Source organism: Nucisporomicrobium flavum, assembly GCF_016464385.1.
Lineage (GTDB): Bacteria > Actinomycetota > Actinomycetes > Mycobacteriales > Micromonosporaceae > Actinoplanes > Actinoplanes flavus_A.
In genome coordinates, this window is record NZ_JADMLH010000028.1 from 1 (window position 1) to 21645 (window position 21645).

The window sequence follows — 21645 nt, forward strand, 5'->3', positions numbered from 1 at the left end:
TCAGGCGGGCGTTACGGTGGGCCATAGAGACCTCCGGTTCGGTGAAGCGTCGCAACTTCCACCTCGCCGGAGGTCTTCTCACATCTCAAGCCGACACGCCGCGTCAACAACGCTCGTGATCACTACACCTAGAACGCGCCGGCCGTCCGGGTCTGGTCACCGCCGCCGGTCGCCGTCACCACGTAGGTGTCGGCGGCCGGCGAGCGCCCGTCCGCGTGGTTGTACTGCACGGCGAAGGTGTAGTGGCCGGGTTCCAGCGTGGCGCCCTCGACCAGCTCGAACCGGTAGACGAGCCGGTCGGGCCGCTCGGTCACGCTCAGGGTGGTCAGCTGGTTCGGAACGGTGCTCCACTGGCCGGTGCTCGCCACCCCGGCCGTCCGCGCGACGGAGACCGTGACCGCCAGCGCGGTGACCTTCCGGGCGAGGCGGAGCGTGAGGTTGCCCTGCGACCAGTTCGGGTTCGAATGCGGATCGATCACGGCCGCGCCGGTGACGAACCCGGGCCGGTGCACCGCCTTGCTCGAGACCGACGCCTTCGGCGGGGCGCTCGTCGCGGGCCGGGCCGGCGGGTGCGACGGCTTCGGCGACGGCTCGGCCGGGGCGAGGGATGGTGCGGCCGCCGGTGCAGGTGCGCTGTCACCCTCACCCTCACCGCCGCCGGCGACGCGGACCCCCACGACCCCGACGACCACGAGACCGACCGCCGCGGCGGCCGCGAGCGGGCGCAGCCGGACCAGCGTGGACCGGCGCGACTCGGCGCGGACCCGGACGATCCGGTCGAACATGGCGTCCCGGTCCGGGCGGTGCCGCTCCGCCTCCTCGCGCAGCAGGACCCGCAGGTCCTCCTCAGGCTCCCGCACTGCGGCCTCCTATGCCCACCGGTAGCTCCTGCAAGAACACGCTCAGTTGCGCGGCGCCGCGCGAGGTCTGGCTCTTCACCGCGCCGACCGAGATGCCGAGGATCTCCGCGACCTCCCGCTCGGGCACGTCGAAGGCGTACCGCAGCACCACGCACTCGCGGCGCCGCACCGGCAGCCGGCTCAGCGCCTCGCGCACGTCCAGCACCGCCGCGGTGTCCGGGTCGCTGCGGTCCCGGCGCATCAGGCCGAGGCGGAGCAGGCCGTGCCGTTCGCGGGTCTGCCGCTTGATCCACTGCCGGGCCAGGTTGGCGACGATGCCGCGGGCGTACGCGAGCGGGTTGTCCGCCGCCACCACCCGCTCCCAGTGCTTCCACACCTCCACGAACGCGTCCGCTGCCAGGTCGTCGGCGGCGCCGGCCTCGCCCGTGACGAGGTAGGCGAGCCGGGACAGGTCCGCATGGTGCTGGTCGAAGAAGCGCCGGAAGGCACGCTCAGTATCGGGGTCGGTCACGCGGTCCTTCCTGACGTGCGGCGCGGCGACGGTGCCGGCTGCCCCGCAAGGGGGCATGGGGACCGGGGCAGCCGGCGGTCCGCTCCTGGAGGGCCGAAAGATACCGCCTCCACGGCGTCGCAGTCCCTGGCAATCAGGTCGTACGCGGCTCGCCTGCGGGGAGGCCGGTGAGGTCCGGGAAACGGCCTCCCCGCGGGCGAACACTCCTTCAGTGGCCGCCGGGCCCGGAAAGGTTGCCCGCCTCCGCGGAAATTTTCCGATCCGGCCGCAGCCGGTAGTACAGGAAGCCTTCATCGGTGAGGTCGCGGTCGGGCACGAAGCCGGCGGCGGCGCAGCAGGTGCGGCTCGCCGTGTTGTCCGGCTCGATCCCGCAGAAGAACTCGTCGACGTCCGCCACCTCGGGGGCCGTCGTGGCGGCGCGCAGCAGCGCGCGGCCGCGGCCCTCACGCCAGCGGCGGGGGTCGACGACGAAGCCGAGCCCCATCGAGCGCATTCCGCGGCCGTCGGCGTACACGTCGCCGCCGACGAAACCGACCTCGCCGGCCGGGCCTTCAGTCCGTTTGTGGGTGGCGGCGGGGTGGTTGGATAGGGGGCCTTCAGTCCGGTTGTGGGTGGCGGCGGGGTGGTCGGATGGGGCGTCCACGCCGAACCAGGCGTGGCAGCGCACCACGAGGTTGCCGCGGAAGACCTCGCCGCCGCCGCGGGCCGCGACGGCCAGCGCGGTGGGCAGCCAGTCCCGGCCGCCGAGGTAGCGCTGCACCTGCGGATGGTCGAACCACGGCAGCGCCGCGGCGACCATCGCGGGGGCGGGCTCGACCAGCCTCATGCACCCATCATGCCGGTCCGGCGGCGTCCACTGGGGACGGGCCGGCGGCGGGGGCCCGGCCGCCCCACGGGGGAGGGCGACCGGGCCGTCTTGTTGCCGGCCCGTCAGAGGGCCAGGCGCTGACCCGGGAAGATCAGGTTGGGGTTGCCACCGATCTCGCCGCGGTTCAGCTGGTACAGCGCGCGCCAGCCGCCCTTGACGTGCTTGCTGCTGGCGATCTTCGCGAGGGTGTCGCCGGAGCGCACCACGTAGGTCCCGCCGGTCGAGCGCGCCGCCGTGCTCTTCGTCGCCTTGGCGGTGCTCTTGTGCGTCGTGGTCTTGCGGGACGACGACTTGTGCGAGGACGACTTGTGCGACTTCGAGGAGGCGCCGGCGGTGTTCTTCGCCTTGTAGGACTTGGACGAGCCGGCCTTCTTGCCGCACACCGGCCAGGCGCCGATGCCCTGACCGTCGAGGACCTTCTCGGCGATGCGGATCTGCTCCGAGCGGCTCGCCTTGTTGGCGGTGCCGGCGTACTTGCCGCCGCCGTACGCCTTCCACGTGCTGCGGCTGAACTGCAGGCCGCCGTAGTAACCGTTGCCGGTGTTGATGCTCCAGTTGCCACCGGACTCGCACTGCGCGATCGCGTCCCAGTTGACGCTGGACTTCGCCTGGGCCGCGGAGGCCGGGGCGAGCAGGGCCATCGTGCCGGCCGCACCGGCGACCGCCAGGCCGAGGGCGCGCAGGGACTGCTTACGGATCTGTGCCATGATTTTGAAACCCTCCACGCCTACGAGGTCAGCTGTCGGGTTCGGGCCGAGGAGCCCGGCCGCACGTGGCGGCTTCACCCCGAGGCGCGCACCAGCGCGCCGAGGAACGTGTGGGTCCCCCGCTCCATGCCTGATCGTTGGATGTCCCGGTCCGGTCGGCGGCAGGACTCGGCGTTACCGACCGCGGGGCCCGCTGAGCGGACCGGCCGACCGTAACCACTTCTCCGGGGGCGCGGCCAAGTTTCCCGGGTCAAAGGTGACGTTGTTTACACCTTTTGAGTGACTTGATCTTCACTTTCCGGCGGGCAGAACGGGGAGCAGCGCCACCCGCATCCCGCGCCGCAAAGCCGCCATCGTGAGCTCCCCGGAGTCGGTCAGCGTGTTGAGATCGGCGCCCTTCGCCGGCTCCCGGACGCCGAACGCGTACCAGCCCCCGTCGCTGGTGGGGCCGATCACGGCGTCGAAGCTGCGCAGCAACTCGTACGCGTCGCCGAGCAGCTGCGGCGTGAGCTGGGGCACGTCCGCCGCGATCATCAGGTACGGGTCCCTGCGGGGTACGCGCTGCGGGTCACAACGGAAGAACCGGGTCATGCTCCTCAGTGGCCGCCGGGGCCGCCGAGGTTGCCCGTGCGGGCGGAAATTCTCGCTGCAACGGCAGCCACTGGGTGGCGGTCGTCACCGCCTCGAGCACCTCGGCGAGCGGTTCGACGCCCAGCCCCGGGCCGGCCGGCACCGGCAGGTGACCGTTCTCGAGCACGAACGGCGCGGTCAGGTCGGTGGCGAAGTAGCGGTCCGACGCCGAGGTGTCGCCGGGCAGGGTGAAGCCGGGCAGCGCGGCGAGCGCCACGTTGGCCGCGCGGCCGAGACCGGTTTCGAGCATGCCGCCGCACCACACCGGCACCCCGTGCGCCGCGCACAGGTCGTGGATGCGCCGCGCCTCCAGGTAACCGCCGACGCGGCCGGGCTTGACGTTGACGATCGCGCAGGCCCCCAGCGTCAGGGCCGCCGCGGCGGTCCGGGCCGACGTGATCGACTCGTCCAGGCACACCGGGGTACGGATCTGCTTCGCCAGCTCGGCGTGGCCCAGCACGTCCTCCTCGTCGAGCGGCTGCTCGATCAGCAGCAGCCCGAACGGGTCCAGCCGGGCGAGATGCCGGGCGTCCGCCAGCGTGTACGCGGTGTTCGCGTCCACCTGCAGCAACACGTCGTCGCCGAAACGCTCCCGTACGGCGCGGACCGGCTCGACGTCCCAGCCGGGCTCGATCTTCAGCTTGATCCGCACGTAGCCCGCGTCGAGGTAGCCGCCGACCGCGTCGAGCAGCTCGGGAACCGACCCCATGATCCCCACGGAGACGCCGCACGGCACCCGGTCGCGGACCGCGCCGAGCTCGCGCGCGAACGACCGCCCCTCGGCGCGCAGCTCGGCGTCGAGGACCGCGGTCTCCAGCGCCGCCTTCGCCATGCGGTGCCCCTTGAACTGCTCCAGCGCGGGCGCCACCGCGTACGCGTCGAGCCGCGGCGCGGCCGCCAGCGCCGGCACCAGGTAGCGCCGCAGCACGTCCGCGGCCGCCTCGGCGTACTCCGGCGAATAGCGGGGGTCGGCCATGGCCACGCACTCGCCCCAGCCCTCGGCCGCGCCGGTGACCACGCGGACCAGCAGCACGTCGCGCGTGGTCTCCGTGCCGAACGAGGTACGGAACGGCGCGACCAGCGGCATGGCGACGCGGCGCAGCTCGACGCCTTCCAGCTTCACGAGGGCCTCCTCAGCACGTACCAGCCGGACCGGTCGAACCCGGTGAACCGGGCGCCGCCGGCCAGCAGGGCGGTCAGGGTGTCCCGGACGGCGACCCGCCACCGGCGCGCGGCGGCGGGATCGCTGCGGCGCAGCCCCTCCACATCGTGCGGCACGGCGACCAGCAATTTCTCGCCGTCGAGCGAACCGCGCTCGCCCGAGCGACCCAGGGCGACGACCCCGCCGGCCGTGTCGTCGCGCAGCGGCGCGCCGCCGACCAGGTCCCAGTGCACGAGGAGCCGGTCGGACTCCTCGTCGCCGTTGATCCGGTCGTGCATGACGCCGTAGAAGTCCGGCAGGTACTCGACCGGGGCGGCGCCGAGCTTCGCGAGGTTGAAGTACGCGTTACGCGCCACGAGCGGGTCGAACGTCCAGCTGATGAGCGTGGCGCCCCGGTCAAGGGCCCACGCACGCTGGTGGTTCTTGAGGGCGTACCCGACCGCGCGGCCCATGGCGGCCGGGGCCACACCCGCGACGTGGCTGTGCAGCTCGCGCTGCCCGGGCGGGCCGAAGAAGCCCACGCAGGCTCCGGCCAGGGCGGTGCCGTCGTACGCGGCCGCGACGTAGTTGCCGCACTTGGCGAGGGCCCGCAGCAGCTCGGTGCCCAGCAGCACGCCGCCCGGCTCGTCGTTCCAGATGTCGGCCAGCAGCCCGTCCACCGCCGTGAGGTCGGCGAGCTCGGACACCGTACGCACCTCGATGCTCACGCTCGCAGCGTCTCCTCGATCAGGGCGGCCACGAGCCGTACGCGCTGCGGCAGGGCCGCGACCAGCACGTGCTCGTCGTCGGCGTGGGCACCGCCACCGACCGCGCCCAGCCCGTCGAGGGCCGGCGTACCGATGCCCGCGGTGAAGTTGCCGTCCGACCCGCCGCCCACGGCCGCGGCGGTGGGCTCCGGGAGGCCCAGCCGCTCGGACAGGGCGACGGCGCGGGCGAACAGGGCCGCCGACGCCGACGGTTCCAGCGGCGGGCGGTTCGGGCCGCCGAGCACTTCGAGCCGGGCGTCGGGAAGCAGCGGGCGCAGGGTACGGACGGCCTCATCGACGCGCTGCTGCTCGGCGAGGTCCCGGACCCGCACGTCCACCGCCACCTCCCCGGTCGCCGACACGGTGTTCTCCGACGTACCGGCGGTGAGCAGCGTGGGCGTGACCGTGGTGCCGCGCCCCGGATCGGCGAGGGCGGCCAGCGCGAGCACCTGGTGGGCCAGCTCGACGGTGGCGTTGACGCCCCGCTCCGGCTCCAGCCCGGCGTGGGCGGCGCGGCCGTGCACGCGTACCCGATATCGGGAGACGCCCTTGCGCTCGGTCTTGAGCGCGCCGCCGGGCCCGGCCGCCTCCAGGACCAGGGCCGCGGCGCAGCCGGCGGCCTCGCTCTCCACCAGCGCCCGGGAGGTCGGCGAGCCCAGCTCCTCGTCACAGGTCACCAGCAGGGTCAGCCCGGCCCGCGAGGGCAGCCCGGCGATCGCGTGCATCGCCAGGACCAGCCCGGCCTTCATGTCGACGCAGCCGGGCCCGCGCAGGACACCGTCGCTGATCGCGTACGGATGGGTCAGCAGCGTCCCGATCGGCCAGACGGTGTCGTGGTGACCGAGCACCAGCACGCGCCGCGGACCCGTGCCGAAGCGCCACCGCAGGTGCACCCGGCCGCCGGACTCCACCCGCTCGGGCCGCTCGCCCAGGCGGCGCTCGCCCAGCGCGGCGACGACCTCGGTGCTGCGCGCCAGCGCCTCCGGATCCACCGACGGCGACTCGCACCGCACCAGCTCCTCGATGTCGGCGAGCAGCCCGGGCAGCAGGTCGTCGGTGCGCTCCACGGCCTGAGTGTAGTGTTCGTCCCCATGGCTGCCCGCGTCTCAGGACGGACGTCGCGGTGACCAGACCCCTCCGCACCAGTGACCCACGGCAACTGGGTGGGTACGAACTGCTGTCCCGGCTCGGCGAGGGCGGCATGGGCACGGTGTTCCTCGCCCGCGCCGCGAACGGCCGGCTGGTCGCCGTCAAGGTCATCCGGCCCGAGTACGCGTACGAGGACGAGTTCCGCGCCCGGTTCCGCAGCGAGGTCACCCGCGCCCGCCAGGTCCCGCCGTTCTGCACCGCCGAGGTGCTCGACGCCGACCCCGAGCACCCCACGCCCTACCTCGTGGTCGAGTACGTCGACGGGCCCAGCCTCGCCGAGGTGGTCGGCGAGAACGGGCCGCTGACCGCGGGGAACCTGCACAGCGTGGCCGTCGGCGTGGCCACCGCCATCGCGGCGATCCACGGCGCCGGCGTCATCCACCGTGACCTCAAGCCCCGCAACGTGCTGTTCTCCCTGGGCACCCCGAAGGTCATCGACTTCGGCATCGCCCGGGCGCTCGAGGTGACGAGCGCCCACACGCGCACCGATCAGATGGTGGGCACGGTCGCGTACATGGCCCCGGAACGCTTCGACTCCGACAGCCGCGCGACCGGGCCGGCCGCCGACGTGTTCGCGTGGGGCGCCGTTGTCACGTACGCGGGCACCGGCCGTACGCCCTTCGCCGCCGACTCCCCCGCGGCGACCGCGGCACGCATCCTGACCCAGCCGCCCGAACTGGCCGGGTTGCCGGCGCCGCTGCGTGACCTCGTGGCGCTCACGCTGGCCAAGGACCCCGCCGAGCGGCCGACCGCGCACGAGCTGCTCGACATGCTGCTCGCCGCGGGGCCGCAGGAGGCGCTGGGCCTCGCGCAGCGCCCGGAGCTCCGGGAAGCCGCCGAGGCCGTGCAGCACTCGGGACGGCACTCCACCGGGGACCAGCGACGGCGGCGGACCACCCGTACGCTCACCGACGCCCCACCCCGGCGGCGACGGCGCCGGCACCTCATCCCGCTGGCGGCCGCTGCCGTGGTGGCCGCCGTGCTCGGCACCGTCCTGACCATGCACCTCGTGAACGGCGGCGCCTCCGGCGACGACAAGAGCGCGGTCCAGCAGATGTCCGTGGCACCACCGGCGCCGCGGCAGGTCCGGGGCCCCTCGGTGATCGACCCGCTCGACCGCCCCGGCCAGTGGTACCCCACCGCCGGCGTCAACGGCACCTGCGCCTTCACCGCCGACGGCCTGCGGATGCGCACCGGCGACCTCGGGGAGATCCACTGCCCCGGCCCGGACGACACCTTCGCCGGCGATCAGAGCATCGCGGCCGACGTGACGCTGAGAAAACGGGGCAGCTGCGGGCTGATCTGGTTCCGCTGGACCGGGCCCAGCGGCTACCTGCTGTCGGCGTGCGAGGGCACGCTCAAGCTCCAGCTCATCGACGACAGCAACGAGACCACGCTGACCACCGTGGCCGCACCCGCCTTCACCCTCGGCGCGAAGCACCGGATCGCGATCGAGCTGCGCGGCCGGGTCGCCACCGTGGCGGTCGACGCGCAACCCGCTTTCCAGACGCCGGTCACCGACCCCGCGCTGGTCGCCGGCCGGGTGATGCTCGGCGTGAACGGCGACCCGGAGTACGGCGACGGCGAGGTCCTGTTCGCCGCTGCCCGGATCCGCTCGCTGTAGCTGCCCGCCCGGGACCGCAATGATCTTTACGGCCCTGTTTCGCGTATCTTGACGTACCGGCCGACGGGCGGACAGCGAGGCGGAACGACATGGCGGACGAGGACGACGAGCTCCAGCGGCAGGATCCCGTGCTGGTACGCCCGTACATCAGGACGGAGCCGAGCAGCACCGAGCCCGCCACGCCCGTGGACCGTCCGGAGGAGACCTGGCCGGAGACGGCCATGCTGCCCGACGAGGAGCCGGCACCCGGCGAACCCGCGGCCGCCCCGGCCGCCGTGCCCCCGCCGCCCGGCCGCGGCGTCACCCCGCTGCGGCAGCGGCTCATCGTCCTCGGTGGAGTCCTCGTGCTCGCGCTCGCGGCGGCCGCGTTCGTGCTGCTCGGTACGGGCGGCGACGACAAGCCGCCGCTGCCGGAGACCCAGGCGACGCTGCCCGCGCCCGGGGTCACCGGCTCGCTGGGCGACGCCCCCGGCTCCCCACGCGCCTCCGCGGCTGCCGGTCGCACACCTCGCCCGTCCACCACCACCCCGGCCCGCACGGAGTCCACATCGCGGCCGGGGCAGGCCGTCCCGCCCGCCGGTACCACGTCGGCGCCGGCGTCGGCGGCTGCCCCGTCGGCCACGCTCGCCCCGCCACCTGCGGCGGACCGCACCGGAGCGGTCACCGCGGCCGGCGGCCGCTGCCTCGCGCTCGGCGGCCTGCTCGGGCTCGACGGCAGCCCCATCCAGGTGAGCGGCTGCAGCGGCGTCAGCTACCAGTCGTTCACCCTGGCGGCCGACGGCACTCTGCGGGTCGCGGGACGCTGCGCCCAGGTCACCGGCGACGGCGAGGTCCGAACCGTACGCTGCGACGACCGCGAGAGTGCCCAGTGGCGCGCCGGGCCGGGCGGCTCACTGGTGAACCCGGCGACCGGGCAGTGCCTCACCGACCCCGGTTCGGCCGGCGGCACCGCCACGGTGTCCACCTGCACCGGTGACGCGTCGCAGTCCTGGAAGCTTCCCTAGCCGTCCCGGTTCTCGAGAGCCTTCACGACGGCGGCCATGTCCTCGGTTCCGTGCCCGAGGGCCACCGCCTCCGCGTACAGCGCGTGACATGCGTCGAGCACCGGCGAGGCGATCCCGGCCTGCCGGGCGGCGGCGGCGATCAGCTCGTTGTTGTACAGCACGTCCTGCAGGGCGGCCTGCACGGCGAATTCCCGGCCGAGCAGCTTCGCAGCCTTCACCCGGGACACGTCGCTGGCCATCGGGCCGGCGTCCAGCACCGCGGTCAGCCGCGCCAGGTCCAGCCCGTGCCGCTCGGCGAAGTGGTACGCCTCGGCCAGCCCGGTCACCATGCTGATCAGGTACAGGTTGACGGCGAGCTTCATCAGCAGCGCCTGCGGCACCGGCCCGCACTCGACCGCGTCGCGGGTCATCGGCGCCAGCAGCGGGCGTACCTCGGCGACGTCCGCGGGATCCCCGGCCAGCATCGCGACCAGCTGCCCCGCCTCGGCGGGCTTGCGCGACCCGGACACGGGGGCCTCGACGTACCGGCCCCCGGCGGCGGCCACGTCGTCCGCGAGCCCGCGGGAGTAGCCGGGTGCGGTCGTACCCATGTGGACCAGCAGCCGCCCGGCGACCGCGCCGAACGCCGGTGTCCCGCGGCCCAGCACCGCGTCGATCGCCTCGCCGTTCGCGAGCATCATCAGCACCACCCCGGCCCGCTGCAGGACCTCGGCCGGGCTCGCCGCGACGGTTGCGCCGGCTTCGCGTACGGCCTCGCACCGGCGCGGGTCCCGGGTCCACACCAGCAGCGGGGTGCCGGCGCGGGCCAGGTTGAGCGCCATCGGCTCACCCATCACCCCGAGCCCCAGAAACCCGACGATCTTGCTGTCCGTCATGGCCGTACGGTATCCACGCATCCCGCCGCCGGGCAGCAGCCAATTCCCCAGGCGCGGCTACGGCACGCCGATCAGCTGCCGTTCCAGCAGGCCGGTGAAGGACGGGAACGACTCGGAGACCTCGCCCAGATCCCACAGGTTCACGACCTCCGCACGGCCGTCCGGGCGCAGGACGTACGCGTCGACGTTCCCGGAGCCGCCGATCACCGGCACCCGCCCGGTCCGCAGGTCGTCGCAGCGATCCAGCACCGAGTCCTCGGGCCCGACGCCGTGGAACCACGCGTGGTCGTACTGCCCGCCGTCGGTGAGCGTCAGGAAGCGCCGGTAGTCGTCGGGCACCTCAAGACCGAAGCGCGAGCGAACCGCGGCCGCGAAGGACTCCAGCTCCTGACGGGTACGGGCTGGGCGAGGCCGGTAACCGGTGCTCGACCAGAACTCCACCAGCGCGTCGACGTTCACGAGCGTGCGAGGACGAGCCAGAACCGGGGCGTACCGTCGCGGGCCTGGCCGAGAGCGGTCAGGGCGCGCGTCGCCACGGTGAAGCCGGCCGCGGTCAGGTCGGCCCGGAGGGCGCGGAACCCGGTGGTGCGGTAGTACATGACGAACGGCGGGCGCCAGACGGCGTTGCGGACCCGCATCGCCAGGTCGAACCCGGCCATCGCCCAGTGGTCGACCGAGGCGACCGGTGGCGGCGCCCAGATCGGGAAGGCGAAGAGCCCGCCGGGCCGCAGCGCCCGGCGCACGCCCTCGAGCAGCGCCGGGCGTTCCGCGGGCAGGAAGTGGCCGAGCGCCCCGAACGTGACCGCGAGGTCGAAGCCACCGGCGAACGGGAGCGCGCGGACGTCACCCCGGACGAGCGTGGCCTCCGGATGGGCGAGGTGCGCCTGCGCGAGCATGCCGGCGCTGAAGTCCACGCCGGTGACCCGGCCCTGGCAGAGCGAGTCGAGCGCTGCCAGGCCCGCGCCGGTGCCGCAGCAGACGTCCAGCCCGTGGCCGAACGGACCGAGCCCGGACAGCACCTGCACGGTCGCCTCGATGACGGAGCCGGGCGTCCGGAAGGGTGTGTGGTCGAACTTCGGGGCCAGGAGGTCGTAGCCGCGCTCCACCGAGGACAGCGCCTGGACGCCGAGCTCGCGCAGAGTCGGACCCTGGGGCGAGAACACCGGCCGAGCGTACCCTCCGCCCCTTGACCCTCGACCACGTCGAGGGCCCACCCTCACCGGTGACGCCCGATCAGCGTGGCGAGTGAGGAGACCATCGATGACCGACCTGGAACAGCTGCGTCCCATCCTGCGAGCCGCCTGGGGAGCCGACACCTGCGACCCGCACGACATGCCGAACTGGCACCCCGGCAACCCGGCCCGCGGCCAGTGCGGGGTGACCGCGCTGGTCGTGCAGGACCTGCTCGGCGGCGACCTGATCCTCGGCGAGGTCTTCGCCGGGGACACGAAGGCCGGGTACCACTACTGGAATCGGCTGCCCGACGGCCGCGAGGTGGACCTCACCGCCGACCAGTTCCACCCGGACGAGGTCGTGGTCGGAGGCGAGGTGCAGCACCGCCCGCCGGACGCCCCCCGGCGAGGCCGCGGCCAGTACGAACTCCTGCGGCAGCGCGTCCTCGCCGCGCTCGACTGATCCGCTGGGCCGGGCGTCAGCGCTTCGGGACCCAGATGTTGTCGTGCTCGAGGTAGAACGCCGTGCGTTCCTCGTCGGACATCTCCGCGACTCGGGCCAGGCCCTCGAAGTAGCCCTCCCGTGGCGCACCCGGGGAGAAGTGCAGCAGCATCGACGCCGGCTTCCCGGACTCGTTCTTGAAGCCGTGGATGCCGCCGGCCGGGACGTGCACGTAGTCGCCGGGCTCGGCGTCGATCCAGCGGCGCCCGTCGTAGATGCGCATCGTGCCGGTCAGGATGTAGAAGGACTCCGTCAGCGAGTGGTGGAAGTGCGGGTCGGGCCCGGTCACGTCCGGCCCGCATTCCCAGCGGTAGAGGCCGAACAGGCCGCCGGTCGAGGCGCCGGTGGACAGGTAGTGCACGCGGGTGCCGTTGGGGTAGACGAGCTCCGGTGCGGTGCTGTCCGGGCGGTGGGTGGCGCTGATCTCGCCCTCGTCCCCGTGGTACAGCGGAGGTGGATAGGTCACCGGCCCATCATGCCCCGGACGGCCTCGCGGCGGGGTCCCGTCCGCCGGTCAGCCGGTACGGCCGTTGGCGTACACGACGCGGAAGCCGAGGTGCTCGGCGAGCGCCGCCCAGCGGCCCGAGCGGACGAGCCGTTCCACGCTGTCGATGCGGCCGCCGTTGACCAGCGCGTTCAGCACCACGGTCTCGAAGGCCGCCGACTCCACCCAGTCGATGGCCTTGGTGAAGCCGCACAGCATCGCGGCCTTGGTCTCGTGGAGGAATTCCTTGAGCACCCGGTCGGAGGCGCGCAGCACGGAGCAGCTGCCGAAGTACAGGGTGCGGCCGGCGCAGCGGCCGGACATCCAGGCGGCGATCTCGTCGAGCTCGACCGTGGTCTTGGCGGTGAGGCACAGCTGGGACGGCTGGCCGTGCAGGGCGAAGAACCCGACCTTGAAGTCCTGGTACTTCCGGGAGAGCCACGTGTCGAGGTAGTAGTGCAGTTCCTCGATGGTGGCGGTGTCGCGGTGGATGAAGCGGATGCTGCCGAGGCGTTCGAGCAGCTCGAGGGTGGGCAGCACGGAACCCCGCTCGGTGAGGTCGTCCTCCCACTGCCCCTCGACGCAGAACACTCCCCCGGGCTTCGCCACCGCTCCCCCTCGCACCGCGACTCGATCATCGCCGACCTGACGACGCTAGCCGACGCCGCGAAAAGCGGTGGTCCGGGCCACATGAAGCTGACAATGCTCACATATAACCCCGGCCTGCCGACGGCACGGTTCGCCGCCGGGGTCCGCCCGGCGCCGTACGGGAGGTCAGACGTTGCTGAACAAGGGCTGGGCTTGGCTCGCTGTGGTCGCCGCCGGGGGCGCGGCCGCGCTGACCGTACCCGTGGCGGCGCTGGCGGATCCGGGGACCGGCGCCCGGGCGACGCTCGCGGCGGTCGGCGACCCGGCGTCGCTCACGCTGGAGGCGCCCGCGACGGTGGCCCGGCTGGGCTCGCTCACGCTGACGGGCACGCTGTCGGCCGGCGCGGGCCCGCTGAGCGTCACCCGCCGGGACCTGGCCGGCTCCCATCCGCTCGCCGCGGTCACCGCGGACGCGGCGGGCGCCTTCACCGTGCACGACAAGCCCCCGGTGGGCGGCGCCAACACGTACACGGTGAGCTGGGCGGGCGATGACGCGTACGGGCCGGTGAGCCGGCAGGTCACGGTCACGGTCTCGCGCCGGGCAGCCACGCTGAGCGTCACCCGCAACGCCTCGACGTACGCGTACCACGCGGCCGCCACGGTCACCGCGAAGCTGGGGACGACCCACGACGTGCGCACGGTGTGTCTCTACGCGACGCCGAGGGGCGGCACCAAGGTCAAGATCAAGTGTGGCTCGGGTACGGTCACCGCCGCCTACCGCATCACCCGCCGGACGACCTTCAGCGCGGCCTTCGCGGGCGACCAGTGGTACCTGCCCCGCACGGTGAGCACCTCGGCGACCGCCCGCGCGCAGATCTCCCAGGTCCTGGACCGTCAGTACGGCACGTCGGGCAAGGACAAGCTCTACCACCGCAGCGTGGACCCGCTCCTGCTCACCCGCATCCTGCCGGCGCGCCCGGGCGGCTGCTACGGCTTCCAGGCCCAGGCGTACGTGTCGAAGGCCTGGCGTACGGTCCTCACGAAGACCTGCTTCACGCTCAACGGCGACAGCATCGGCGGGGTGGAGCTGATCGGCTCGCACACCTCGGGAATGCGCTGGCGGCTGCGGTCCACCTTCGCCGGCGACGCGACGAACGCCGCGGCGACCGGCTCCTGGCAGTACCTGAAGTTCACCGCCTGAGCCGGCCGGGGCCGCGCCCGGTCAGAGCGGGCCGCGCCGGTCAGAGCAGGCCGGAGCGGCGCCACAGGGCCATGCCGGGGCCGCCGATGAGGTCCAGGTCCTTCAGGAACGCGACGACCTTCTCCCCCGCCCAGCGCATCGTCTCCCGGAAGTACGGGTTCTCCCGTGCCGCCCGCGCACCCACCCGCGGGTCGATGCCCACCGACCGGTAGACCTCCGGCGAGATGAGCCGCCGCCCGGTCAGGTACGCCGCCCGCGCGATGATGATCCGGTCGTGGGCGAGCCGGCTGCGCCCGGCCGCGCGGACCTGGCGGGCGAGCTCCTCGCGGGCGTAGCGCACGTGCCGGGCCTCCTCGATGACGTGGATGCGCGACACCATGCGGACCAGCGGCTGGAGGCTCTCGTCGGCGGCGGCCTCGCGCTGCAGGGAGTCGAGGATCTCCTCGGCGATGAGGATGGCCGCGTACATCCGGGGGCCGGTGGCGGTCGCGGCGATCCACTTGCCGAGGCCGTTGTCGAACGCGCCGACGCGGTAGACCGGGCAGCCCAGCTTCTCGATCATGCGGCCGAACATCACCGAGTGGCGGCACTCGTCGGCGACCTCGGTGAGCGCGTACTGGGCGTGCGGGGCGGTCGGGTCCTGCCGGTAGTACTCGCGGAGCAACAGCTGCATGAGGATCGTCTCGAACCAGACGCCGAGGCTGGCGATGCTCGCGACCTCGTGCTTCGTCAGCGTACGGCGCTGCTCGGGGGTCAGGCCGTCCCAGAGCGGCGTGCCGTACAGCGAGGAGCGGTGCTCGGGCGCGAAGAAGGCGTCGGGCAGCAGGGGCGCGTCCCAGTCGATCTCCACCTCGGGGTCGTACGAGTGCGACGCCGACGAGCGCAGGAGCCGGGTCGCGGTCTGGGAACGGTCGGAGAGAACCACGTCTGCCTCCGCGAGGGGTTGACGTTACCGGAAGTAACAGCTACTTCTCGTACTATGAACTCCACCGATCCCGGCGTCAACACATCGCCGGACGGGCGCAGCAAACGCTGGGCCGATCACCGGGAACGCCGCCGCGAGGACCTCGTCGACGCGGTGATCGAGGCGATCCGCGAGCTCGGCCCCGAGCCGGGCATCGATGCGGTCGCCGCGCACGCCGGGGTCAGCAAGCCGGTGCTCTACCGCTACTTCCAGGACAAATCCGGTCTGTGGGAGGCCGTCGGGCGCCGGGCCGCCACCGCGGTGGTCGAGGCCGTCGCCCCGGCCGTGGCAGCCGTACGCGAGGAGCGCGACGTCGTGGCCGCGGCGGTCGACGCGTATCTGGCGTACATCGAGGCGGACCCGCACCTGTACCGATTCGTGGTCCACCAGCGCGGCATCGCCCGCGAGCGCGACGTGGTGGCCGACGCGATCGACACGGTCGCCAGCGGCCTCGCGCGGATCCTCGGCGACCGGCTGCGGGCGCTCGGGCTCGACTCCGGACCGGCGCTGCCGTGGGCGTACGGCATCGTCGGCTACGTCCAGACGGTCGGCGACTGGTGGCTGCGGCACCAGCAGCCGATCAGCCGCGAGGCGCTGGCGACCTACGTGACCACGTTTCTCTGGGGCGGCGTGACCGGCATCCGGGCCGCCGCGGACACACCGGGCGGATTGGCGGCGACGGGACTGTGAGCGACAGCGACGAGGAATACCGGGGCGAGGCCGTCATCCGGGCCGGGGAGGCGGCGGTCACCGTCGCGGTCCGGCTGTCGGTACGGTTCGAGCCGGTCGAGGGACGCTACCGCTGGGGCGGCCGGGCCGCGCCCGACGACACGTTGAGCGCGCAGCTGCGTGCCGGCGCGCGGGACGTGACCGTCCGCATCGGCGAGCGCGAGGCGCCGGCACGGCTGGGCGAGCCCGACCCGTGGGGCGGCGTCCGCCTCACCGGGACCGGACGGCCGCCGTGGAGCGCAGCTGCCGGGGCGTGACCCCGTACCAGCGGCGCACCGCCCGGCTCAGCGCCGACTGCTCGGTCAGCCCGACCATCGCCGTGACCTGGGTGAACGGCAGGTCGGTCTGGGTCACGAGCCGGTACGCGGCGGCCCGGCGCACGTCGTCGAGGATCGCGTCGAACGTGATGCCCTCGGCCGCCAGCCGCCGCTGCAGGGTACGCGGATGGGTCCGCAGCATCCGGGCGATCGCCGCCACCTCGACCGGCGCGGAGCCCAGCGACCGGGCGAGCAGCAGGTGCACCCGGTCGGCGACGCTCTGCCCGGGCGCCGGGAAGTGGCTGGTGATGTAGTCCAGGGCGATGTCGCGCAGCACCTGGTTGCCGCCGCGCACCGGCATGCTGGCCAGGCCGGCGGGCACCCGCAGCACGGCGTCCGGCCGCCCGAACCGGACCTCGGCGCCGAAGAAGCGGGTGTACGCCTCCGCCGGGGCCAGCGCCGCGTGCGGCAGGTGCACCGAGCGCAGCCCGTACGGGCCGCCGTGCAGCAGCACGATGATCCGGTGGAACAGGCCCAGCCCCACATCCGCGACCTGCGGCGGGAGCGGCTCGGCGTCCGTACCCCGGTAGAGCAGGCCCATCACGCCCGGCCGGCCCGACGGGTCGGGGATCTGCGAGACCGTGAGGGCGGGGCTGTGCACGAACAGGAACCGGCGGGTGATCTCGAGCGCCTCGCCGAAGGTGGCCGAGTTCTCGATCGCCAGCGCGAGCGGCCCGAGCACGGACGCGTTCTGCAGCCCGGCCAGGCGCAGGCCGAGGTCCGGGCAGCCGAGCTCGGCCGCGGCCACCTCCAGCAGCAGCCCCGCCGCGGCCGACGGGATCACCGCGTCGTCGGACTCCACCGCGGCGCAGGTGACCCCGAAACGGGCGAGCAGCTCCGCGCCGTCCCCGCCCAGGCTGTCCACCAGCGCGGGCAGTCCGCGCAGGCCCGCGGCCCGCACCACCGACTCCATGTCGCAAGAGGATAAATCCCTGTCGCGCAAAGGCAAGTGGCTCCCGGCGTCCGGGCGAACACTGGACGCATGGCCGAACACTTCGACGTCCTCATCATCGGCGCCGGCCTGTCCGGGATCGGCGCGGCGTGGCGGCTGCAGCGCGAACGGCCCGGCACGACGTACGCCATCCTCGAGGCCCGGTCCGCGATCGGCGGCACCTGGGACCTGTTCCGGTACCCAGGGGTGCGCTCGGACTCGGACATGTTCACGCTCAGCTACCCGTTCCGCCCGTGGCGCGGGGAGAAGTCCATGGCTCCCGGCGACGCGATCCGCGAGTACATCCGGGAGACGGCGCAGGACGGCGGCATCATGCCGCACATCCGCTTCGACACCAAGGTGCTGACCGCCGCCTGGGCCGACGGCCACTGGACGGTGACGACCAGCCAGGGCGTCCTGACCTGCCGCTTTCTGTACGCGTGCGCCGGCTACTACGACTACGCGCAGGGTTACCAGCCGGACTTCCCGGGGCTCGACGACTTCCGCGGCACGCATCTGCACCCGCAGTTCTGGCCCGAAGATTTCGACTACGCGGGCAAGCGGGTGATCGTCATCGGCAGCGGCGCGACCGCGGTGACGCTGGTGCCCGCGATGGCCACGACCGCCGGGCACGTGACGATGCTGCAGCGCTCCCCCACGTACATGACCGTGCTGCCCGAGCGTGACCCGGTGGCCGACAGGCTGCGCCGCTGGCTGCCGTCCCGCGCGGCGCACAAGGTCGTCCGCGCCAAGAACATCCTGCTCTCGCAGGGCTTCTACCAGCTTGCCCGGCGGCGACCCGAGCGCGTGAAGGCCCTGCTGCGGCGCTTCGCCCTCCACCACCTGGACGACCCGGCGTACCTCGACGAGCACTTCACGCCGGCGTACCAGCCGTGGGACCAGCGGCTGTGCGTGGTGCCCAGCGGCGACCTGTTCCAGGCGATCAAGGGCGGCCGCGCCTCGGTGGTCACCGCCCACATCGACCGGTTCGTGCCCGAGGGGATCCGGCTCGCCGACGGGCGGGTGCTCGAGGCCGACGTCGTCGTCTCCGCCACCGGGCTGTCGCTGCTGGCCATCGGCGGCGTGCAGCTCACCGTGGACGGCACGCCCGTGGAGCCCGGCAGGACCGTCGCCTACCGCGGCGTGATGCTCAGCGGCGTGCCGAACTTCGCGTACTGCATCGGCTACACCAACGCGTCGTGGACGCTGCGGGCCGACCTCTCCCACCGGTACGTGTGCCGGCTGCTGGCGTACATGGACAAACATCGATACACCACGGCCACGCCGCAGGAGAAGCCCGGACCCCGGCGGCCGCTGCTCGACCTGACCTCCGGGTACGTGCAGCGCGCTTTGGACAGCTTCCCGCGGCAGGGCGACCGCGACCCGTGGACCGTACGCCAGAACTACCTGCTGGACGTGCTCACCACACCCCGCGCCGACGTACGCCGGGACATGACGTTCAGCCGTACCCCCGCACCCGCCCCCGCCCTCGAGGAGATCCGTTGACGCGTCTGACCCCGTACCGTTTCACCGGCCGGACCGCGGTCGTGACCGGCGCCGCGAGCGGCATCGGCGAGCAGCTGGCGCACGGCCTCGCCGGGCGCGGCAGCGACCTGGTGCTCATCGACCGCGACGCGCTGCGCCTGGACGCCGTCGCCGAGGCGATCCGCGCGGCGCACCCGGGCCGGACCGTCGAGTCGCTCGTGGTGGACCTCGCCGACCGGGAGGCCGTGATCGCCGCCGCGACCGGTGTCCGGGAGCGGCACCCGCGGCTCGGCCTGCTGGTCAACAACGCCGGCGTCGCCCTCGGCGGCCGCTTCGACCAGGTCAGCGTCGAGGAGTTCGAGTGGGTCATGGCGGTGAACTTCACCGCGCCGATGCTGCTCACCCACCACCTGCTGCCCGCGCTGAAGGCGGAGCCCGGCTCGCACCTGGTCAACGTCTCCAGCCTGTACGGCCTGATCGCCCCGCCGGGGCAGTCGGCGTACAGCTCGAGCAAGTTCGCGCTGCGCGGGCTCAGCGAGGTGCTGCGCAGCGAACTGCTCGAGTCCGGGGTGGGCGTGACGACGGTGCACCCCGGCGGGGTCCGTACCCGGATCGCCGAGAGCGCCCGCGCAGCCGCCGCGGCGTCCCCTGACGAGGTGGAGCGCGAGCAGCGGAAGTTCGCCGCGCTGCTGACGTACCCGCCGGAGAAGGCCGCGGCAGACATCCTGGAGGGTGTGCGGCGCCGCCGCGGCCGGGTCCTGATCGCCGTCAGCGCCAAGGTCCCCGACCTGCTCGCCCGGCTGCTGCCCGGCTCGCACCTGCGCGTGCTCAACCGGCTCACCGAGGCCGCCGCGCGCGGCGGCAGGACCCGGGCGCGGGTGACCCGATGAGGCATCTGACCGTAGGCGGCGCCGCCGTGCGCGTGCACGAGACCGGCGACCCGGCGAACCCGCCGATCCTGCTGCTGCACGGCATCGGGCGCAGCCTGGAGGACTGGCTGCCGCAGCACGAGCGGCTGTCCGACTCCTGGCGGGTGATCAGCGTGGACCTGCCCGGCTTCGGCCTGTCCGACCGGATGCCCGGGCCGATCACGCTGGCCTCGCTGGCCCAGGGCGTGCTGGCCACGGTGGACGCGCTGGACGAGCGGCGGCCGCTGCACGTCATGGGCAACTCGCTCGGTGGCGCGGTCGCGATGCGGCTGCTGGTCGCCGCGCCGGCCCGGGTGGCGACGCTGACGCTGGTCAACAGCGCCGGCTTCGGCAAGGAGGTCGCGTTCTTCCTGCGGGTCCTGGCGATCCCTGGCGTCGGCCGGCGCCTGATGCGGCGCATGGACGCGAAGGCGGCGCGCCGGGTCGAACGCAGCCTGTTCGTCGACCGGGCGCTCGTCACCCCGGAACGGGTCGAGTTCGCGCTGCGGGTGGCCGCCCGCCCCGGGTACGCCCAGGTGTTCCTGGAGACCGCGCAGGCCCTCGGCGGCTTCCGCGGCGTCCGGCGGCCGTGGCGGGACGAGCTGCTCGCGGCGGCCGCCCGGCACCCCCGCCCGACGCTGCTGGTCTGGGGCGACCGGGACCTCATCCTGCCGGCCACGCACCTCGCCGCGGCGCGGGCGGCGTTCCCCGACGCCCGGTCCCACCTGTTCCCCGAGACCGGGCACATGCCGCAGATCGAACGCGCCGACGAGTTCGCCGACCTGGCCCGGCTGTTCCTCACGGCCCGCTCGGAGCATCCCGCTTGACTCTTCCCGGCGTCGCTCCGAGCATCGCCGGGAGCCTCCGCTTAACCGAGTAGGCCACGGTGTGGGCACCGGGGCGGCGGCCGTCGGACGGCACGGCGGCCTGACCTAGAGTGATCGACATGTCCGTCTGGCCGACCAGTCCCGCCCATCACCGCTGGCTCGACCAGCACAGCCGCGACCTGCTCGCCTTCGGGCGCCGCACCGCCGACCCGGGCGGCGGCGCCCGCTGGCTCGACGACCGCGGCGAACCCGAGCCGGGCCGGCCCACCTCGGCGCTGATCAGCTGCCGGATGACCCACGTGTACGGCATCGGCGCGCTGCTCGGCGTTCCCGGCGCCGGCCGGATCGCGGCCCAGGCGATGGCCGGGCTCACCGGCCGGCTGCGCGACACCGAGCACGGCGGATGGCACTCCTCGGTCGCCGAGGACGGCACCGCCGAGCCGGGCAAGAGCTGCTACGACCACGCGTTCGTGCTGCTGGCCGCGTCCACCGGGGTGCAGGCCGCGCTGCCCGGCGCCGACGACCTGCTCGCGGAGGCGTCGCAGGTCTTCCTGGACCGCTTCTGGGACGAGAAGGCCGGCATGTGCGCCGACACGTGGGACACCACCTTCACCACCCTCGACGACTACCGGGGCATCAACGCCAACATGCACACCGTCGAGGCGATGCTGTCGGTGGCGAGCGTGACCGGTGACCGCGCCTGGATCGACCGCGCGGTGCGCATCTGCCGCTTCGTCGTGGCCGCCGCGTCGGCCCACCAGTGGCGCATCCCCGAGCACTACGACGCCACGTGGACGCCCCAGCCCGACTACAACCTCGACAAACCGGACCACGCCTTCAAGCCGTACGGGGCCACGATCGGCCACGGCCTCGAGTGGTCCCGCCTGCTTCTGCACGCCGCGTCGGCCCCGACCGTCGCAGACCCGTCCTTCGCCTCCGCCGCCCGCAACCTCTTCGACCGCGCGGTCGCCGACGGCTGGGCGGTCGACGGGAACCCCGGCTTCGTCTACACGACCGACTGGACGGGCCGGCCCGTTGTCCGCGACCGCATGCACTGGGTGGCGGCCGAGGGCATCAACGCCGCGGCGGCGCTGCACGCGTACACCCGGGAGCAGGCGTACGCGGACTGGTACCGCACGTGGTGGGACTACACGGACGCGTACCTGATCGACCACGAGCACGGCTCCTGGTTCCACCAGCTGGACCCGGCGAACCGGCCGACGGCCACGGTCTGGCCCGGGAAGGCGGACCTGTACCACGCTTTCCAGGCGACGCTCGGAGCCCGGGTGCCGCTGTGGCCCATGCTGGCGACGGCCGTGGACGACCACCTGGGGTAGGCCCGCAGCAGCAGTACGTCAGGGAATTTCTTACTACAGTGTCCTGGGGGTTGGAACGACGCGG

The 21645-nt window shown here is 73.5% G+C and carries 25 protein-coding genes and 1 riboswitch; of the genes, 10 read left to right on the top strand and 15 right to left on the bottom strand.

What is annotated here, in order from left to right; all coding sequences use genetic code 11:
• Positions 1–128: 128 nt before the first annotated feature.
• From IT780_RS38415 to IT780_RS38450, 8 genes are all read right to left on the bottom strand, one after another.
• Entirely contained in the window at positions 129–860 is a 732-nt protein-coding gene (locus tag IT780_RS38415) for a hypothetical protein (RefSeq protein ID WP_199516798.1), read from the bottom strand.
• On the bottom strand, positions 847–1371 hold the full coding sequence (locus tag IT780_RS38420; protein WP_307831610.1) for a SigE family RNA polymerase sigma factor: 525 nt from the start codon (positions 1369–1371) through the stop codon (positions 847–849). Before IT780_RS38420 ends, IT780_RS38415 begins: the two co-directional genes overlap by 14 nt.
• Positions 1372–1579: 208 nt before the next feature.
• Positions 1580–2197 (bottom strand): GNAT family N-acetyltransferase, encoded by a 618-nt coding sequence (locus IT780_RS38425; RefSeq protein ID WP_199516800.1) that lies wholly within the window; start codon positions 2195–2197, stop codon positions 1580–1582.
• 104 nt (positions 2198–2301) lie between these two features.
• Positions 2302–2946, bottom strand: coding sequence for a LysM peptidoglycan-binding domain-containing protein (locus tag IT780_RS38430; protein ID WP_199516801.1), 645 nt, complete (start codon positions 2944–2946; stop codon positions 2302–2304).
• A 2-nt stretch (positions 2947–2948) separates the two neighbouring features.
• Positions 2949–3127: riboswitch (cyclic di-AMP (ydaO/yuaA leader) on the bottom strand.
• A gap of 110 nt (positions 3128–3237) precedes the next feature.
• On the bottom strand, positions 3238–3537 hold the full coding sequence (locus tag IT780_RS38435) for a DUF2064 domain-containing protein (protein ID WP_199516802.1): 300 nt from the start codon (positions 3535–3537) through the stop codon (positions 3238–3240).
• On the bottom strand, positions 3515–4699 hold the full coding sequence (menC, locus tag IT780_RS38440) for an o-succinylbenzoate synthase (protein WP_199516803.1): 1185 nt from the start codon (positions 4697–4699) through the stop codon (positions 3515–3517). Before menC ends, IT780_RS38435 begins: the two co-directional genes overlap by 23 nt.
• Positions 4696–5445 (bottom strand): GNAT family N-acetyltransferase, encoded by a 750-nt coding sequence (locus tag IT780_RS38445; protein ID WP_199516804.1) that lies wholly within the window; start codon positions 5443–5445, stop codon positions 4696–4698. Before IT780_RS38445 ends, menC begins: the two co-directional genes overlap by 4 nt.
• Positions 5442–6551 carry a M20 family metallopeptidase gene (locus IT780_RS38450; protein WP_307831611.1) on the bottom strand — a complete coding sequence of 370 codons (1110 nt, stop codon included), beginning with the start codon at positions 6549–6551 and terminating at the stop codon, positions 5442–5444. The genes IT780_RS38445 and IT780_RS38450 overlap by 4 nt, the downstream gene beginning before the upstream one ends.
• Positions 6552–6607: 56 nt before the next feature.
• Between IT780_RS38450 and IT780_RS38455 the strand changes: the two genes are divergently transcribed.
• Both IT780_RS38455 and IT780_RS38460 read left to right on the top strand, forming a co-directional pair.
• Complete coding sequence (locus tag IT780_RS38455; protein ID WP_199516805.1) at positions 6608–8257, top strand: serine/threonine protein kinase; 1650 nt, start codon at positions 6608–6610, stop codon at positions 8255–8257.
• 89 nt (positions 8258–8346) lie between these two features.
• The gene (locus IT780_RS38460) at positions 8347–9261 is read left to right on the top strand and encodes a ricin-type beta-trefoil lectin domain protein (RefSeq protein WP_199516806.1); all 915 of its coding nucleotides are present in this window, start codon (positions 8347–8349) and stop codon (positions 9259–9261) included.
• Here IT780_RS38460 and IT780_RS38465 read toward each other — a convergent pair.
• Genes IT780_RS38465 through IT780_RS38475 form a run of 3 tightly spaced genes read right to left on the bottom strand, consistent with a single transcriptional unit; the run spans position 9258 to position 11299 of the window.
• A complete protein-coding gene (locus IT780_RS38465; RefSeq protein WP_199516807.1) occupies positions 9258–10136 on the bottom strand; it encodes an NAD(P)-dependent oxidoreductase in 879 nt (292 codons plus the stop codon). The two genes, IT780_RS38460 and IT780_RS38465, sit on opposite strands and share 4 nt — an antisense overlap.
• 57 nt (positions 10137–10193) lie before the next feature.
• Positions 10194–10595, bottom strand: coding sequence for an SMI1/KNR4 family protein (locus IT780_RS38470; protein ID WP_199516808.1), 402 nt, complete (start codon positions 10593–10595; stop codon positions 10194–10196).
• Positions 10592–11299 carry a class I SAM-dependent methyltransferase gene (locus IT780_RS38475; protein ID WP_199516809.1) on the bottom strand — a complete coding sequence of 236 codons (708 nt, stop codon included), beginning with the start codon at positions 11297–11299 and terminating at the stop codon, positions 10592–10594. The genes IT780_RS38470 and IT780_RS38475 overlap by 4 nt, the downstream gene beginning before the upstream one ends.
• A gap of 97 nt (positions 11300–11396) precedes the next feature.
• On the opposite strand from IT780_RS38475, the gene IT780_RS38480 reads away from it, so the two are divergent.
• Positions 11397–11771, top strand: a complete 375-nt coding sequence (locus IT780_RS38480) for a YunG family protein (protein WP_199516810.1) — start codon at positions 11397–11399, stop codon at positions 11769–11771.
• 16 nt (positions 11772–11787) lie between these two features.
• On the opposite strand, the gene IT780_RS38485 is transcribed toward IT780_RS38480, so the two are convergent.
• Positions 11788–12276: a cupin domain-containing protein gene (locus tag IT780_RS38485; protein ID WP_199516811.1), complete on the bottom strand. Its 489-nt coding sequence runs from the start codon at positions 12274–12276 to the stop codon at positions 11788–11790.
• Positions 12277–12324: 48 nt separating this feature from the next.
• Complete coding sequence (locus IT780_RS38490) at positions 12325–12903, bottom strand: DUF6642 family protein (protein ID WP_199516812.1); 579 nt, start codon at positions 12901–12903, stop codon at positions 12325–12327.
• Between the two features lie 172 nt (positions 12904–13075).
• On the opposite strand from IT780_RS38490, the gene IT780_RS38495 reads away from it, so the two are divergent.
• On the top strand, positions 13076–14083 hold the full coding sequence (locus IT780_RS38495; RefSeq protein ID WP_199516813.1) for a hypothetical protein: 1008 nt from the start codon (positions 13076–13078) through the stop codon (positions 14081–14083).
• Positions 14084–14123: 40 nt separating this feature from the next.
• Here the strand turns inward: IT780_RS38495 and IT780_RS38500 are convergent, their stop codons facing one another.
• Complete coding sequence (locus tag IT780_RS38500; RefSeq protein ID WP_199516814.1) at positions 14124–15008, bottom strand: AurF N-oxygenase family protein; 885 nt, start codon at positions 15006–15008, stop codon at positions 14124–14126.
• 54 nt (positions 15009–15062) lie between these two features.
• Here IT780_RS38500 and IT780_RS38505 point away from each other — a divergent pair, with 54 nt between their 5' ends.
• Together IT780_RS38505 and IT780_RS38510 are read left to right on the top strand one after the other, a co-directional pair.
• Entirely contained in the window at positions 15063–15737 is a 675-nt protein-coding gene (locus IT780_RS38505; protein WP_199516815.1) for a TetR family transcriptional regulator, read from the top strand.
• Positions 15734–16033 carry a DUF4873 domain-containing protein gene (locus IT780_RS38510; protein ID WP_199516816.1) on the top strand — a complete coding sequence of 100 codons (300 nt, stop codon included), beginning with the start codon at positions 15734–15736 and terminating at the stop codon, positions 16031–16033. The genes IT780_RS38505 and IT780_RS38510 overlap by 4 nt, the downstream gene beginning before the upstream one ends.
• On the opposite strand, the gene IT780_RS38515 is transcribed toward IT780_RS38510, so the two are convergent.
• Entirely contained in the window at positions 15987–17006 is a 1020-nt protein-coding gene (locus tag IT780_RS38515; RefSeq protein ID WP_199516817.1) for an AraC family transcriptional regulator, read from the bottom strand. The two genes, IT780_RS38510 and IT780_RS38515, sit on opposite strands and share 47 nt — an antisense overlap.
• Before the next feature lie 69 nt (positions 17007–17075).
• Here IT780_RS38515 and IT780_RS38520 point away from each other — a divergent pair, with 69 nt between their 5' ends.
• From IT780_RS38520 to IT780_RS38535, 4 genes are all read left to right on the top strand, one after another.
• Entirely contained in the window at positions 17076–18530 is a 1455-nt protein-coding gene (locus tag IT780_RS38520; RefSeq protein ID WP_199516818.1) for a flavin-containing monooxygenase, read from the top strand.
• The gene (locus IT780_RS38525) at positions 18527–19399 is read left to right on the top strand and encodes an SDR family NAD(P)-dependent oxidoreductase (RefSeq protein WP_372443903.1); all 873 of its coding nucleotides are present in this window, start codon (positions 18527–18529) and stop codon (positions 19397–19399) included. Before IT780_RS38520 ends, IT780_RS38525 begins: the two co-directional genes overlap by 4 nt.
• Positions 19396–20244 carry an alpha/beta fold hydrolase gene (locus IT780_RS38530; RefSeq protein WP_199516819.1) on the top strand — a complete coding sequence of 283 codons (849 nt, stop codon included), beginning with the start codon at positions 19396–19398 and terminating at the stop codon, positions 20242–20244. The genes IT780_RS38525 and IT780_RS38530 overlap by 4 nt, the downstream gene beginning before the upstream one ends.
• 119 nt (positions 20245–20363) lie before the next feature.
• Positions 20364–21581 carry an AGE family epimerase/isomerase gene (locus tag IT780_RS38535; RefSeq protein WP_233414208.1) on the top strand — a complete coding sequence of 406 codons (1218 nt, stop codon included), beginning with the start codon at positions 20364–20366 and terminating at the stop codon, positions 21579–21581.
• The last annotated feature ends 64 nt before the right edge of the window (positions 21582–21645 follow it).